11 protein-coding genes are annotated in these 14620 nt (G+C 67.7%); all 11 read left to right on the forward strand.

The window, feature by feature from the left end:
- Positions 1-219 precede the first annotated feature (219 nt).
- The 11 genes from KSO97_RS01725 to rpoB all read left to right on the forward strand — a co-directional run bounded on the left by KSO97_RS01725 (position 220) and on the right by rpoB (position 14551).
- Entirely contained in the window at positions 220-1005 is a 786-nt protein-coding gene (locus tag KSO97_RS01725) for an ABC transporter permease (protein ID WP_232676122.1), read from the forward strand.
- A gap of 5 nt (positions 1006-1010) precedes the next feature.
- Positions 1011-1838 (forward strand): ABC transporter permease, encoded by an 828-nt coding sequence (locus KSO97_RS01730; protein ID WP_269781863.1) that lies wholly within the window; start codon positions 1011-1013, stop codon positions 1836-1838.
- Positions 1839-1842: 4 nt separating this feature from the next.
- Positions 1843-3138, forward strand: coding sequence for an MCE family protein (locus tag KSO97_RS01735; RefSeq protein WP_232676123.1), 1296 nt, complete (start codon positions 1843-1845; stop codon positions 3136-3138).
- Positions 3135-4166 carry an MCE family protein gene (locus KSO97_RS01740; RefSeq protein ID WP_232676124.1) on the forward strand — a complete coding sequence of 344 codons (1032 nt, stop codon included), beginning with the start codon at positions 3135-3137 and terminating at the stop codon, positions 4164-4166. Before KSO97_RS01735 ends, KSO97_RS01740 begins: the two co-directional genes overlap by 4 nt.
- A gap of 18 nt (positions 4167-4184) precedes the next feature.
- A complete protein-coding gene (locus KSO97_RS01745; protein WP_232676125.1) occupies positions 4185-5162 on the forward strand; it encodes an MCE family protein in 978 nt (325 codons plus the stop codon).
- A complete protein-coding gene (locus KSO97_RS01750; RefSeq protein ID WP_232676126.1) occupies positions 5162-6298 on the forward strand; it encodes an MCE family protein in 1137 nt (378 codons plus the stop codon). The genes KSO97_RS01745 and KSO97_RS01750 overlap by 1 nt, the downstream gene beginning before the upstream one ends.
- Entirely contained in the window at positions 6295-7746 is a 1452-nt protein-coding gene (locus KSO97_RS01755; RefSeq protein WP_232676127.1) for an MCE family protein, read from the forward strand. The genes KSO97_RS01750 and KSO97_RS01755 overlap by 4 nt, the downstream gene beginning before the upstream one ends.
- On the forward strand, positions 7743-9044 hold the full coding sequence (locus tag KSO97_RS01760; protein WP_232676128.1) for an MCE family protein: 1302 nt from the start codon (positions 7743-7745) through the stop codon (positions 9042-9044). Before KSO97_RS01755 ends, KSO97_RS01760 begins: the two co-directional genes overlap by 4 nt.
- Positions 9011-9766 carry a hypothetical protein gene (locus KSO97_RS01765; RefSeq protein WP_232676129.1) on the forward strand — a complete coding sequence of 252 codons (756 nt, stop codon included), beginning with the start codon at positions 9011-9013 and terminating at the stop codon, positions 9764-9766. Before KSO97_RS01760 ends, KSO97_RS01765 begins: the two co-directional genes overlap by 34 nt.
- Complete coding sequence (locus KSO97_RS01770; RefSeq protein WP_232676131.1) at positions 9763-10752, forward strand: J domain-containing protein; 990 nt, start codon at positions 9763-9765, stop codon at positions 10750-10752. Before KSO97_RS01765 ends, KSO97_RS01770 begins: the two co-directional genes overlap by 4 nt.
- A 337-nt stretch (positions 10753-11089) precedes the next feature.
- Positions 11090-14551, forward strand: a complete 3462-nt coding sequence (gene rpoB, locus KSO97_RS01775) for a DNA-directed RNA polymerase subunit beta (RefSeq protein WP_374198439.1) — start codon at positions 11090-11092, stop codon at positions 14549-14551.
- Positions 14552-14620: the final 69 nt, after the last annotated feature.

Here is a 14620-nt window from a genome sequence, read left to right on the forward strand (position 1 = left end):
GCAATGGGATTCCGCGTCGTTCGCAGCGTGAGCCGGGTGGGTGGTGCCGGGAGAATGGCGTGACCCCGCCTCCAGGGTCGTTCCAGGCTGGGATGTCGATGACCCCCGGCGGCAACTGACAGCTATCTCGTAGGATCAGCCGGCTTGGCCGCCCGGGACGCAGTCCCGCCGCGACCGAGCCGAACCACACCGTTCCACTAGACCTGGGAGACCCGACAGGTGGCTTCGCTCACCGCGACACGTGCGCTCGCGCCCTTCAGCGCCGCGGGCAACCTCTTCGCGTTCGCGCTCGACGTGCTGCGCGCGCTGTTCCGCCGACCCTTCCAACTGCGCGAGTTCATCCAGCAGGCCTGGTTCATCGCCTCGGTCACGATCATCCCGACGGCGCTGGTGGCCATCCCGTTCGGTGCGGTGATCGCACTCCAGGTCGGCGCCCTCATCAAGCAGTTCGGTGCCCAGTCGTTCACCGGCTCGGCCTCGGTGCTCGCCGTCATCCAGCAGGCAGGTCCGATCGCCACGGCGCTGTTGATCGCGGGCGCCGGGGGTTCGGCCATCGCGGCCGACCTCGGCGCGCGGAAGATCCGCGAGGAGCTCGACGCGATGATGGTGCTGGGCATCGACCCGATCCAGCGCCTCGTCGTGCCGCGCGTGCTGGCCTGCATGCTCGTCGCGGTCTTCCTCAACGGCATGGTCAGCGTCGTCGGTGTCGCGGGTGGCTACGTGTTCAACGTGGTGCTGCAGGACGGCACCCCTGGCGCCTACCTCGCCAGCTTCACAGCGCTGGCTCAGCTCCCCGACATCTGGGTCGGCATGGTCAAGGCCCTGATCTTCGGTCTCATCGCCGCGATCGTGGCCTCCTACAAGGGCATGAACGCCGGCGGTGGCCCCAAGGGCGTGGGCGACGCCGTGAACGAGTCGGTCGTCATCACGTTCCTGCTGCTCTTCGTCGTCAACTTCATCCTCAGCACGGTGTACCTCGAACTCGTGCCCCCGAAGACAGGCTGACGGCGATGGCGAACTTCAAGGCGGTCTACCAGAAGCCGATGAGCGCCCTGGACGACATGGGCGTCCAGCTGGCGTTCTACCTGCGCGCGCTGGCGGCCACGCCTCGCTCGATCCTTCGCTACCCGCGCGAGATCCTGCGGATCCTGGCCGAGGTCACCCTCGGGTCGGGTGCGCTCGCGGTCATCGGCGGCACGGTCGGCGTGATCATCGGCATGACCTTCTTCACCGGTGCCCAGGTCGGCCTCTCCGGATACGCCGCGCTCGACCAGCTCGGCACCGCGAACCTGGCCGGCTTCGTCTCGGCGTACTTCAACACCCGCGAGATCGCACCGCTGGTCGCGGGCATCGCGCTCGCGGCGACCGTCGGCTGCGGCTTCACCGCGCAGCTCGGTGCGATGCGGATCTCCGAGGAGGTCGACGCCCTCGAGGTGATGGCCATCCCGTCGATGCCGTTCCTCGTCACCACCCGGATCGTCGGTGGCCTGATCGCGATCATCCCGCTCTACGTCGTGGGGCTGCTCTCGTCCTACTTGGCGGCACGCCTGGTCGTGACCGGTTTCTACGGCCAGTCGACCGGTACCTACGACCAGACGTTCAACATGTATCTCCCAGCCGTCGACGTGCTGTGGTCCTTCGGGAAGGTCCTGGTCTTCGCCGTCGTCGTCATCCTGATCCACTGCTACTACGGCTACACGGCCTCAGGCGGCCCGGCAGGAGTCGGCGTGGCCGTGGGACGTGCCGTCCGCACCAGCATCGTGGCCATCAACGTCATCGACCTGCTCCTGTCGATGGCGATCTGGGGGACCACCGTCACCGTGAGATTGGCGGGATAGCGCCATGAATGCAGTCCTTCGCATGCACAAGACGCTCGGCATCGTGTTCATCGCGTTGCTGGTCCTCTCGGCCTACCTGACCTACGCGGTCTTCACCAAGAAGTTCGCCAGCTACGAGGAGGTGACGCTCCGTACCTCGAACATCGGCCTTCAATTGCCTCAGCGCGCCGACGTGAAGGTACGCGGCGTGATCGTCGGCGAGGTGCTGGACTTCCGCTCGACCGAAGCCGGCGCCGAGGTGACCCTGGGTCTCTACCCCGACAAGGCCGACCTCGTCGACCGACGGGTCACCGGGTCGATCCTGCCCAAGACCCTCTTCGGCGAGAAGTACGTCTCCCTGGTGCCGCCCGGCGGCGCGATCGAGCCGATCCGGGCCGGCGCCGTCATCGAGAAGAGCCAGGTCAGCGTCGAGGTCGAGCGCGTGCTCTCCGACCTGTACCCGTTGCTCACCGCCGTGCAGCCCGATCAGCTCAACCTGACGCTGACCGCGGTGGCGAACGCCCTCGAGGGCCGCGGCGAGCTGCTCGGCGAGAACCTCGAGACTCTCGACTCCTACCTCAAGCGGTTCAACCCCGAACTGCCGACGCTCGTGGAGGACCTGCGCAAGACGGCGGAGGTCTCCGATGTGTACGCGGACGTGCTGCCCGAGGTCGCGACGATCCTCGACAACACGATCACCACCACCCAGACGCTCGAGACGCGTGAGCAGAAGCTCAACCAGCTCTTCCGCGACGTCGCCGGTCTCGCCGGCTCCGCGCGTGTCTTCCTCGACGACAACGAGGACAACCTGGTGAGGTTCGCCGAACTGAGCACCGCGACGCTGCGGGTGCTCTCGCGCTACTCCTCGGTCTTCCCCTGCCTGGCCGGTGGCCTGGTCAACGCCGGGAAGCTCGAGGCCGAGGCGTTCCGCAACTACAAGCTCCACATCGTGTTGGAGACGCTGCCGCGCCAGCCGCGCGCCTACGACGCGAATGACGTGCCCGTGATCGGTGAGAACCGCGGTCCGAACTGCCTGCACCTGCCCAATCCGCCGTGGAGCCAGTCGAACCCGAACAAGCGGGTTCCGAACTTCAACGACGGCGTCAACCGGCCGACGGGCAAGGGCACCTCGCGGGTCGCGCCCGAGTACGCCCAGTACGCCGTCGTCGACGGCGAGGGTTACGTCGGCAGCGCGGCCGAGGCCGAGCTCTACCGCTCACTGGTGGCGCCGACCTACGGCGTGAACGCGGACGAGGTCGACGACCTGGGCTCGCTGCTGCTGGGACCGATGGCTCGGGGGGCGACGGTGACGACGCGATGAAGTTGCTCGACAAGAAGACCAGCGTCGATCTGGTCAAGCTCGTGGTGTTCCTCGTGGTCACCGCACTGGCGACCAGCATCCTGGTGATCACGATCGGCAACCTCGGCTTCGGCGGCTCGCAGCAGTACCGGGCCGTCTTCTCCGACGTGACCGGCGTGGTGAAGGGCGACGACGTCCGTGTGGCCGGCGTGAAGGTGGGCACGGTCAAGGACATCGAGATCATCGATCGCGACCGCGCGCGGCTCACGTTCACCGTCGAGGAAGGGACCCCGTTGACGACGTCGACGGCGGCCGCGATCCGCTACCGCAACCTGGTCGGTCAGCGCTATCTCGCGCTGACGCCGGAGCCCGGTGACGGCAGCCTTCTCGACGCAGGTGCGACCATCCCCGTCGACCAGACGACGCCCGCGCTCGACCTGTCGGTGCTCTTCAACGGGTTCAAGCCCCTCTTCCAGGCGCTTTCGCCCGACGACCTGAACACGTTCTCGTTCGAGATCATCCAGGTCTTCCAGGGCGAGGGCGGCACGCTGGAGAACCTCCTGCGCAGCACCGCCTCGGTCACCCAGACCCTGGCCGACCGGGACGACGTCATCGGCGATCTGCTCGAGAACCTGGACTATGTGCTGGACCACATCGCCGACCGTGACGACCAGCTCACGGACCTGATCGTGAGCTACCGCGACCTGGTGCGTGGGCTTCGTGCCGACCGCGAGGCGATCTTCGGCTCGTTGGACCAGATCAGCCAGCTGTCGGTGCAGACGGCCGACCTGGTCAAGGGCATCCGTGCTCCGTTCGTCGAGGACATCAAGCAGCTGCGTCGTCTGACCACGAACATCGACCGGAACAAGGCGGAGCTCGACCGTGCTCTTCAGGTGCTCCCGATCAAGCTCAACAAGATCGGACGCACGGCGATCTACGGCTCGTGGTTCAACTTCTTCCTGTGTGACTTCAAGGGTCGCGTCAAGCTCCCCGGAGTCACTGTCCCCGTCAACTACACCGTCGGCGCCAAGCGCTGCGATCTCGGCTGAGCGGGGAGTGATCGAGTCATGAAGCCGTTCCGCGAACGCAATCCCGTCATCGTCGGCATGGTCAGCATCGGCGTGCTGGTGCTGCTGTTCGTCGCGACCTTCCGCCTGCAGGACCTCCCGATCATCGGGGGCGGCACCATCTATCGCGCCGACTTCTCCGAGGCCGGAGGCCTCAAGGAGGGTGACGAGGTGCGCATCGCCGGCGTCCGTGTGGGCAAGGTCGAGTCGATCGAGCTCGACGGTGACCACGTCGAAGTCGCCTTCAGGATCACCAGCGACGCCGAGTTCGGTCCCGACACCCGAGCGCAGGTCAAGGTGCAGACGATCCTCGGTTCGATGTTCCTGGCCCTCGAGCCCGAGGGCGAGGGCCAGCTCGACGCAGACGACGCGATCCCGCTGGAGCGCACGACGTCCTCCTTCGACGTCGTCGATGCCTTCTCCGGGCTGGCCGAGACCGCCGAGGACATCGACACCGACCAACTGGCCGACTCGCTGACGACCATCGCCGACCTGACGCGCACGACCCCGGAGTCCTTCCAGAAGGCGCTCGACGGCGTCTCCGCGCTCTCGGAGAACATCGCTGCCCGCGACGGCCAGATCAACTCGCTGCTGAAGAACCTCAACCGGGTCTCCGGGGTCCTGGACGAGCGCGACGACGACATCATCAAGCTGATGGAGGACTCCGACGTCCTCTTCCGCGAGCTGGTGGCGCGACGCGCCCAGGTCCACGATCTGCTGACCTCGACCGCGCAGCTCTCCGATGAGCTGACCCAGCTGGTGCGTGGATCGCGCGAGGATCTCGCACCCGCTCTGGCGAAGCTCGAGAGTGTGCTGGCGGTCCTCAACAAGAACGAGGACAACCTCGACAACAGCCTGCGGCTGATGGCGCCGTTCTACCGGGTCTTCGCGAGCACGCTGGGCAGCGGTCCGTGGTTCGACACGTTCATCTACAACCTGCCGCCCATCCCGAACATCCCGAACGGAGGAGTCAGCTGATGAACGCTCTCCGTCGGTTCCTGGTTCCGATCCTGGCCCTGGCCTTCGTGGTCGTCGCCGCCGTCGTCGTCTTCGGCGGTGGCAGTGACCAGCGCACGTTGACCGCCTACTTCCCGCGCACCATCGCGCTCTACGAGGGCAGCGACGTGCGCGTGCTCGGCGTTCCGATCGGCCACATCGAGGAGGTCACGCCCGACGGCACCCGCGTCAAGGTCGTGATGTCCTACGACGCCGACGTCAAGGTGCCGAGCACGGCCGAGGCCGTGATCATCTCGCCGTCGATCGTCGGCGACCGCTACGTCCAGCTCACGCCGGCGTACAAGAACGGCGACGTCCTCGAGGACGACGCCGTCATCGACGTCGGACGGACCGCCGTGCCGCTCGAGCTCGACGAGATCTACTCCAGCATCGATCGGCTGACGGTCGCGCTCGGCCCTGACGGCGCCAACGCCGATGGCGCCCTGACCGACCTGCTGCAGCAGACCGCGAAGAACTTCGGCGGCCAGGGCGAGAAGTTCAACGAGACACTGAAGAACTTCAGCCGGCTCAGCGAGACGTTGGACGACAACAAGGAAGAGCTCTTCGGCTCGACGGCCGCGCTGCAGCGCTTCATCACCAAGCTCGCCGAGAACGACCAGACCGTCCGTGACTTCAACAGCTCGCTCGGTCAGGCCTCCGAGGTGCTCTCCGCCGAGCGCGACGACCTCGCCCAGGCGCTGAAGTTCCTGGCGGTCGCGCTGGACGAGGTCGGGGGCTTCGTGGCGGAGAACCGCGCCTCGCTCGGTCGCAACATCCGCGGTCTCAACCGTGTGGCCAAGGTCCTGGTGCGCCAGCGCGCTGCGCTGGAGGAGACATTGGAGGTGGCGCCGCTGGCCCTGAACAACCTCCAGCTGACCTACAACCCCGACGCCGGCACGCTCGACACGAACGCCAACATCGGCAACCTCGAGCACGACCTCGTGAGCAACCCCAAGGACCTGCTGTGCGCGCTGATCTCCTCCAATGACGAGAGCGGCACCCTGTGCGACCTGATCAACACGCTGCCGCTGCCCCGCGTGACGCCGTTCGGTACCGGCTCGTCCTCGGGTGCGGTCAGCGACCCGACGTTGGGTGGACTCGTGGAGGTGGCCCGATGATCGGCACACGGAGGACGACCCGGCGTGCTGCCCGGGTCGGTGCGGTGGCCCTGGCCGGGGCACTCGCCCTGAGCGGGTGCGACTTCGATGTGTACCACCTGCCGCTGCCCGGAGGCACCGACGTCGGAAGCGACCCGATGACGGTGACCGCCGAGTTCAGCGATGTGCTGGACCTGGTTCCCCAGTCGACGGTGAAGGTGTCCGACGTCAGCGTCGGCAAGATCACCGACGTCGACCTGGACGGCTACACCGCCGTCGTCACGATGGAGTTGCGCAACGACGTCGACCTGCCCGAGGACACCGTCGCCGCCATCCGTCAGACCAGCCTGCTCGGCGAGAAGTTCGTCTCCCTCTCCGCACCCGCAGGGGGCGGCAGTGCCGAACGGCTCGCCGACGGCGACCGCATCGACCTCGACCGCACGGGCCGCAATCCGGAGGTCGAGGAGGTACTCGGCGCCCTGAGCATGGTGCTCGCGGGCGGCGGTGTGGCTCAGCTCAAGACGATCACCACCGAGCTCGGCAAGGCACTCGAGGGTCGTGAGGACTCCGCCCGCTCCGTGCTCACCCAGATCGCCGACCTGATGGGCGAGCTCGACGACAACAAGGACGACATCGTCGACGCGATCGAGTCGCTCAACCGACTCGCGGTCTCCGTGCGTCAGCAGCAGGACTCCATCGACGCCGCACTCGAGGAGCTGCCCAGTGCGCTGAGGTCGCTGGACAGCCAGCGCGAGGACCTCGTGAACATGCTCACCGCCCTCGACCGCCTCGGGCAGGTCGGAGTGCGGGTGATCAAGCGGTCCAAGGTCGCCACCATCCAGTCCTTCCGCCAGCTCCAGCCGGTGCTCACCCAGCTGGCCGACAGCGGCGACGACCTGGTGAACGCGTTCAACGTCTTCTTGACCTTCCCATTCGTCGACGAGGTCGTCGGACGAGACCCGCAGGTGGCGCGCAACCTGCAGATGGGCGATTACACCAACCTGTCGGTCCAGCTCGACGTCGACCTGGCCAACCTTCCCGATGTGCCGGGCCTGCCCTGCTTCGAGCTGGACGCCATCCCCGACGCACTGCCGATCGACCTCACCCGGCTGTGCACCGATGCGCAGGACGCCTTGGCCGACTGCCTGAACACGCCGTCCACGCGCACGTGTGCCGCACTTCCGGGCGGCCTGGTCCGCTCGGTGTGCAACTCGCTCCCGACCAAGATCCCGATCCTGTGCGGCGGTGGTCGCAAGACGGGTGCGTCGGGCAACGCGCGTGGCAACGGCAAGGACACCAAGGGCTGGGGGCTGCTCGGGGGCATCGCCGATCTGCTCGGCGGTGGCCTGCTGGGCCGTGCACCGGTCGCGTCCTCGTCGCAGATGGCGGCCGACGCTCGGGTGGAGTCCTTGAAGCAGACCTATGACCCGGCTCTGGTGAGCCTGCTCGCACCGGGAGCACTGCGATGATCACTCGTCGGACCAAGCTCCAGCTGTTGATCTTCGCGATCATCACAGCGGTGGGCGTGACCTACGTCGGGGCGCGGTACGCCCGGCTCGACAAGCTCGTGCGCGACGACAGCTACACCGTCGTCGCCTCGTTCAGCGACTCGGGCGGCATGTTCGCCGGTAGTCAGGTGACCTACCGCGGCGTCGCCGTCGGGAGCGTCGACAAGCTGGTCCTCACCGACGACGGCGTCGATGCCTATCTCGACATCGAGAAGTCGTGGGATGCGATCCCTGCGGACGCCAAGGCCGTGGTCGGGAACCGTTCGGCGATCGGTGAGCAGTACGTCGAGTTGCAGCCGCAGGTCGACGACGGCCCGTTCCTCGCCGAAGGCTCGACGATCGACGAGTCGATGACCGAGCTTCCGATCCAGACCGACGTACTGCTCGAGAATATCTCCAACACGGTCGAGTCGGTCGACCTCGACGCGCTGCGCACCTCGGTGAGCGAGCTCGGCAAGGCGTTCGGTGGGTCCGGGGAGGACCTCCAGCGGATCATCGACACCGGAACCTCCTTCATCCAGGCCGCGGACGACAACTTCGAGATCACCCGCCAGCTGATCCGTGATGGCAACACCGTGCTCGACGGTCAGCTCGCGAGCGAGAGCGCTCTGCGCACGTTCGCCTCGCAGCTCGCCCTCTTCAGCACCTCGCTGGCCGACGCCGACCCGGATCTGCGCAAGATCATCGACGACGGCTCCTTCGCCGCCAACCAGTTGCGCGGTTTCCTCGACGAGAACCGGGTCGAGTTCGGCGACCTGCTCAACAACCTGATCACCACCGGCGAGATCACGGTGCGCAACCTGCCGGGGATCCAGCAGGTGCTGGTGATCTACCCCTACGCGGTCGAGGGTGCGTTCACCGTCGTCTCCAAGGACAGCGACACCGGGCTCTACGATGCTCACTTCGGACTCATCATCACCACGAACACGCCGTGTCACGGGGGATATGAGTCGACCGTGCGCCGCAGCCCCAGCGACGGGTCGAACCTGCCGATGAACACCAAGGCGGGCTGCACCGAGCCGGCGACCAAGAGCAACGCGCGTGGTCCGCAGAACCTCCCGCAGAACCGCAACCGCGTGAGCACCGACTACGACCAGCCGGTGGCTGCCTTCGACCCGGAGACCGGCGAGGTCACCTGGGCCGACGAGGCCGACCTCTCGACTCTGCCGACCCGAGGTGCAGCGACTACCGTGGCCCCGCGGACGAGCGGAGAGGAGTCCTGGACGTGGCTGTACCAGCAGCCGATGGTGGGTCCCTGACCCCCCACGGACGCGACGCCGAGCCAGGCACCTCCCAGCACGACCAGGCCCCGCGGGGCTGGGCGGTGCGCGCCGTCGCCAGCGCGGTGCTCCTCGCCGTCGCGCTCGCCGCCGCGGTCGTCCTGATCATCGGCGCGTTCGACGACGAGGAGACGCAGGCGGGGGACGGGCAGGCCGCGCGCGAGGCGCTGATGGCTCGCGCCACCGAGTTCGTCGTCGCGGTCAACAGTTACGGGCCGGCAGATCTCGATGAGCAGAACCGGCTCACCGACTATGCCGCCAAGGTGAAGGCGGTGATCACCCCGAAGTTCGGTGTCTCCTTCGACGACGGACTGCGCTATGCCGAGCAGACCGTCGCCCAGGCCGGCTACGCGCGGACCGTGCAGATCTTCTCCTCCGGTGTGGCCTCGACCGGTCCGACCTCGGCGCAGGTGCTGGTGGCCGGCCAGTTCAGCGGCTCCTACCCCGACCCGCAGGACACCGACCGCCGCCTCACCTTCGAGCCGGACCCCTTCCGACTCGAGGTCAGCCTGGTACGTATCGACGGGGAGTGGCTGGTCGACGACTTCACCCCCCTGACGGGTCAGGACACCGATCCGGGTCAGGCGCCCGTGCCCGACGACGGCGCGAGTGAGCCGTCACCGTCTCCCCAGACCTCCACGCCGACCGGCACCCCGCGCCCGGGCGGGGCGGCGTCGCCGACCGAGGGGAGCACGCCGTGAGCGAGTCGACCCCGAGCTGGTACGACGTCCTGGGCGTCGAGCCGACCGCGTCCGCCGAGGAGATCAGGTCCGCCTGGCGCTCCGCGATCGCCGACCTCGATCCGGGCGACCGTAGGTTCCAGTCGCTCAGCCGGGCTGCCGAGGTGCTGCTCGACGCCGAGCGGCGTCGTCAGCACGACGAGGCCCTGGCGGCGTCCGCGGCGCCCGCCTCGTCCGCGGCCCCCGCGCCGATGACGACGACGGCCGCCGAGCCTGCGACACCGGCGCCGGCCCCGGAGCACGCACCGCCGTCCTCGGCGCCGACATCGGCGCCGATGAGGGCGACCACGACGCGGGTCCCGTCGCGCGCCGTCGCGATCCTCGCCGAGACGTGGGTGCTCGCCTCGGCCGCCGTGCTCGCGGTCGCGCTCGTCGTCTCGGCCGTGCTCGTGCTGCGGGACGACGCAGGGCCCGTCTCGACGCTGCCTGACTCCCGTGAGGTCGCGGCGGCTCGGGCGGCCGCCGAGGCCGCGATCGTGCCGGTCCTCTCCTACGACTACCGCGACCTCGACGCCTCCCGTGCCGCCGCTCAGGGCTACCTGACGGAGGGGCAGCAGGAGCGTTACGACCTGCTCTTCGATGAGCAGATCGCGCCGAACGCGGCCTCCACCCAGTCGGTCGTCACCACGCGGGTGATCGCCTCGGGTGTCGTGCGCACAGGGCGTGATCGCGTGGACGTGCTGCTCTTCGTCAACCGGCCCACCACGAACCGACAGCGGACCGTGGAGTATCGCGACCAGGTGACGGCGCGCATGGTCGAGGTGAGCGGCGACTGGTTGGTCGACTGCCTGATCACCCAGCCCGGGGGCTCGTGCGGCGACGAGGAGCCGGGGGCCGAGACACCGCAGCAGCCCGAGGGCCAGCCGAGCTCGACCGCGACGGATCCGGTCACGCCGCAGCCGAGCGGTTCGCCCCGGGCCACCCCGCGCGGCGACGCCACGCCCTGATCGGGGCACGGTCCGCCCACGCGTCGACGGATCGGTTCCCGGTCTGCAGCGCAGTAGGCCGTCCCCAGGGGGAGGCGGGGTGCTTGCCAAACCGGCGATCGCGGGCCATGATCATGCGAACGCGATCGGCTTGCCTGCGCTATTGAAGCGCGCCCGGATTTCGTGTAACGTGGCGCTTTGCGCCTGCCCTCAAATGCTCATCTGCCTGCCCGGTGGCCGATGATGTGGGGGAGCCGGTGCCTTCCGCCCGCGTTTGTACGAAGGACGTGTCTTGGCCGCGCGCAGTTCCTCTGCCTCCAGCACCACCCACCCGAACAACGTCGACAATCCCCGGCGGATCTCGTTCGCCAAGATCGACGAGCCTCTCGAGGTCCCGCAGCTCCTCTCGCTCCAGACGAACAGCTTCGACTGGCTGATCGGCAACGAGCGCTGGGCCGAGGTCGTCCGCCGCCGGCAGGAGGCCGGGGAGGACGTGTCGACGAAGTCGGGACTGACCGAGATCTTCGAGGAGATCTCGCCGATCGAGGACTTCTCCGAGACGATGTCGCTCTCGTTCGAGAACCCGGTCTTCTACGACCCCAAGTACACCGTCGAGGAGTGCAAGGAGAAGGACTTCACCTACTCCGCCCCTCTCTACGTCTCGGCAGAGTTCACCAACAACGACACCGGTGAGATCAAGGGCCAGACGGTCTTCATGGGCGACTTCCCGCTCATGACGCCCAAGGGCACCTTCGTCATCAACGGCACCGAGCGCGTCGTGGTGAGCCAGCTCGTGCGCAGCCCGGGCGTCTACTTCGAGCGCACCGCCGACAAGACGTCCGACAAGGACATCTACACCTCGCGCCTGATCCCCTCGCGCGGCGCGTGGCTCGAGTTCGAGATCGACAAGCGCGACATGGTCGGCGTCCGTCTCGACCGCAAGCGCAAGCAGAACGTCACCGTCCTCCTCAAGGCGCTCCAGGCTGTCGCCGAGGAGACCGGCGAGGCCTACGACTACGAGGCCGTCATGGCCGAGCTGCGTGAGTTCGAGTCGATCCAGCTGACCGAGGAGAAGGACAACACCCAGGGTCCTGACGACGCGCTGCTGGACATCTACCGCAAGCTGCGTCCCGGCGAACCGCCCACGCGCGAGGCCGCGCTGACGCTGTTGAAGAACTACTACTTCAACCCCAAGCGCTACGACCTGGCCAAGGTCGGTCGCTACAAGATCAACAAGAAGCTCGGTCTGGTCGAGGCGTTCGACCAGCAGACGCTGACGATCAGCGACGTCGTCGCCGCCATCCGCTACATCGTGGCGCTGCACGACGGCCGCGACGAGATCGCCGCTCCGCAGGGCGAGATCGAGGTCGGCCCGGACGACATCGACCACTTCGGCAACCGTCGCATGCGCACCGTCGGCGAGCTGATCCAGAACCAGCTCCGCACCGGCCTGGCCCGGATGGAGCGCGTCGTCCGCGAGCGGATGACGACCCAGGACGTCGAGGCGATCACGCCGCAGTCGCTGATCAACATCCGCCCCGTGGTGGCGGCGCTCAAGGAGTTCTTCGGAACCTCGCAGCTGAGCCAGTTCATGGACCAGACCAACCCGATCGCGGGCCTGACGCACAAGCGTCGTCTCTCCGCGCTCGGCCCCGGTGGTCTCTCCCGCGACCGCGCCGGCATGGAGGTCCGTGACGTCCACCCGTCGCACTACGGCCGGATGTGCCCGATCGAGACCCCTGAGGGTCCCAACATCGGTCTGATCGGCTCGCTGGCCTCCTACGGTCGGATCAACCCGTTCGGCTTCGTCGAGACCCCCTACCGCAAGGTCGAGGGTGGCCTGGTCACCGACCAGATCGACTACCTCACCGCCGACGACGAGGACCGCTACGTCATCGCCCAGGCCAACGCGGCGCTGGACGAGGCCGGCCGCTTCGTCGAGGAGCGGGTCCTGGTCCGTCAGCGCGATGGCGAGGTCTCCGAGATCCTGGCCGGCGAGGTCGACTACATGGACGTCTCGCCGCGTCAGATGGTCTCGGTCGCGACCGCGCTGATCCCGTTCCTCGAGCACGACGACGCCAACCGCGCGCTCATGGGCGCCAACATGCAGCGTCAGGCAGTGCCGTTGATCCGCACCGACAGCCCCGTGGTCGGCACCGGTATGGAGTACCGCGCCGCGGTCGACGCCGGTGACGTGCTGGTCTGCGACAAGGCCGGTGTGGTCAAGGAGGTCTCGGCCGACGTCGTCGAGGTCATGAACGACGACGGCACCTACTCGGCCTACAAGCTGGCCAAGTTCCGCCGCTCCAACCAGGGCACCTGCATCAACCAGCGCCCGCTGGTCAATGAGGGCGACCGCGTGGAGGCAGGCTCGCCGATCGCCGACGGTCCGTGCACCGACAACGCCGAGATGGCGCTGGGCACGAACCTGCTGGTCGCGTTCATGCCGTGGCAGGGCCACAACTACGAGGACGCGATCATCCTCAGCCAGCGTCTGGTGCAGGAGGACGTGCTCACCTCGATCCACATCGAGGAGCACGAGGTCGACGCGCGCGACACCAAGCTCGGCCCCGAGGAGATCACCCGGGACATCCCCAACGTCTCCGAGGAGATGCTGGCCGACCTCGACGAGCGCGGCATCATCCGCATCGGCGCCGAGGTCACCACCGGTGACATCCTGGTCGGCAAGGTCACGCCCAAGGGCGAGACCGAGCTCACCCCCGAGGAGCGTCTGCTCCGCGCCATCTTCGGCGAGAAGGCGCGCGAGGTGCGCGACACCTCGATGAAGGTGCCCCACGGTGAGTCCGGCACGGTCATCGGCGTGCGTGTCTTCGACCGCGAGGACGGCGACGAGCTGCCCCCGGGCGTGAACCAACTGGTCCGCGTCTACGTCGCGCAGAAGCGCAAGATCTCGGTCGGCGACAAGCTCGCCGGACGCCACGGCAACAAGGGCGTCATCGCCAAGATCCTGCCCATCGAGGACATGCCGTTCATGGAGGACGGCACTCCGGTCGACGTCGTCCTGAACCCGCTCGGCGTTCCGCGACGGATGAACATCGGCCAGATCCTCGAGCTCCACCTGGGTTGGCTCGGCAAGCAGGGGTGGGACCTCGACCTCTCCGACGACAAGTCGAACGACCCCGACGGCTGGAAGCAGCGCCTGATCAAGATCCACGCCGACAAGGCGCGGCCGGGTCAGAAGCTGGCGACCCCGGTCTTCGACGGTGCCCGCGAGGACGAGATCACCGGTCTGCTCGGCGCCACGATCCCCACCCGCGACGGTGTGCGGATGATCGACGAGTCGGGCAAGGCCCGCCTCTTCGACGGCCGTTCCGGCGAGCCGTTCAGCGACCCGGTCTCGGTCGGCTACATGTACATCCTCAAGCTGCACCACCTGGTGGACGACAAGATCCACGCGCGCAGCACCGGCCCGTACTCGATGATCACCCAGCAGCCGCTCGGCGGTAAGGCCCAGTTCGGTGGCCAGCGCTTCGGTGAGATGGAGGTGTGGGCGATGGAGGCGTACGGCGCCGCCTACGCCCTCCAGGAGCTGCTCACGATCAAGTCCGACGACGTGCCCGGTCGCGTCAAGGTCTACGAGGCGATCGTCAAGGGCGAGAACATCCCCGACTCCGGTATCCCCGAGTCGTTCAAGGTGCTCGTCAAGGAGATGCAGTCGCTGTGCCTCAACGTGGAGGTGCTGTCCCAGGACGGCTCCACCATCGAGATGCGCGACGCGGAGGAGGACGTCTTCCGTGCTGCCGAGGAACTCGGCATCGATCTCTCTCGCCGCGAGCCCAGCTCGGTCGAAGAAGTCTGAGTGGCGGTCTCGGCAGGCTCGACCACCGGCCCCCGGGCCGTCGAGCCTGCCGAGACGCCCTCGGTCCCT

Origin of the sequence: Nocardioides sp. R-C-SC26 (assembly GCF_021246465.1) — a bacterium.
Taxonomy (GTDB): Bacteria; Actinomycetota; Actinomycetes; order Propionibacteriales; family Nocardioidaceae; genus Nocardioides.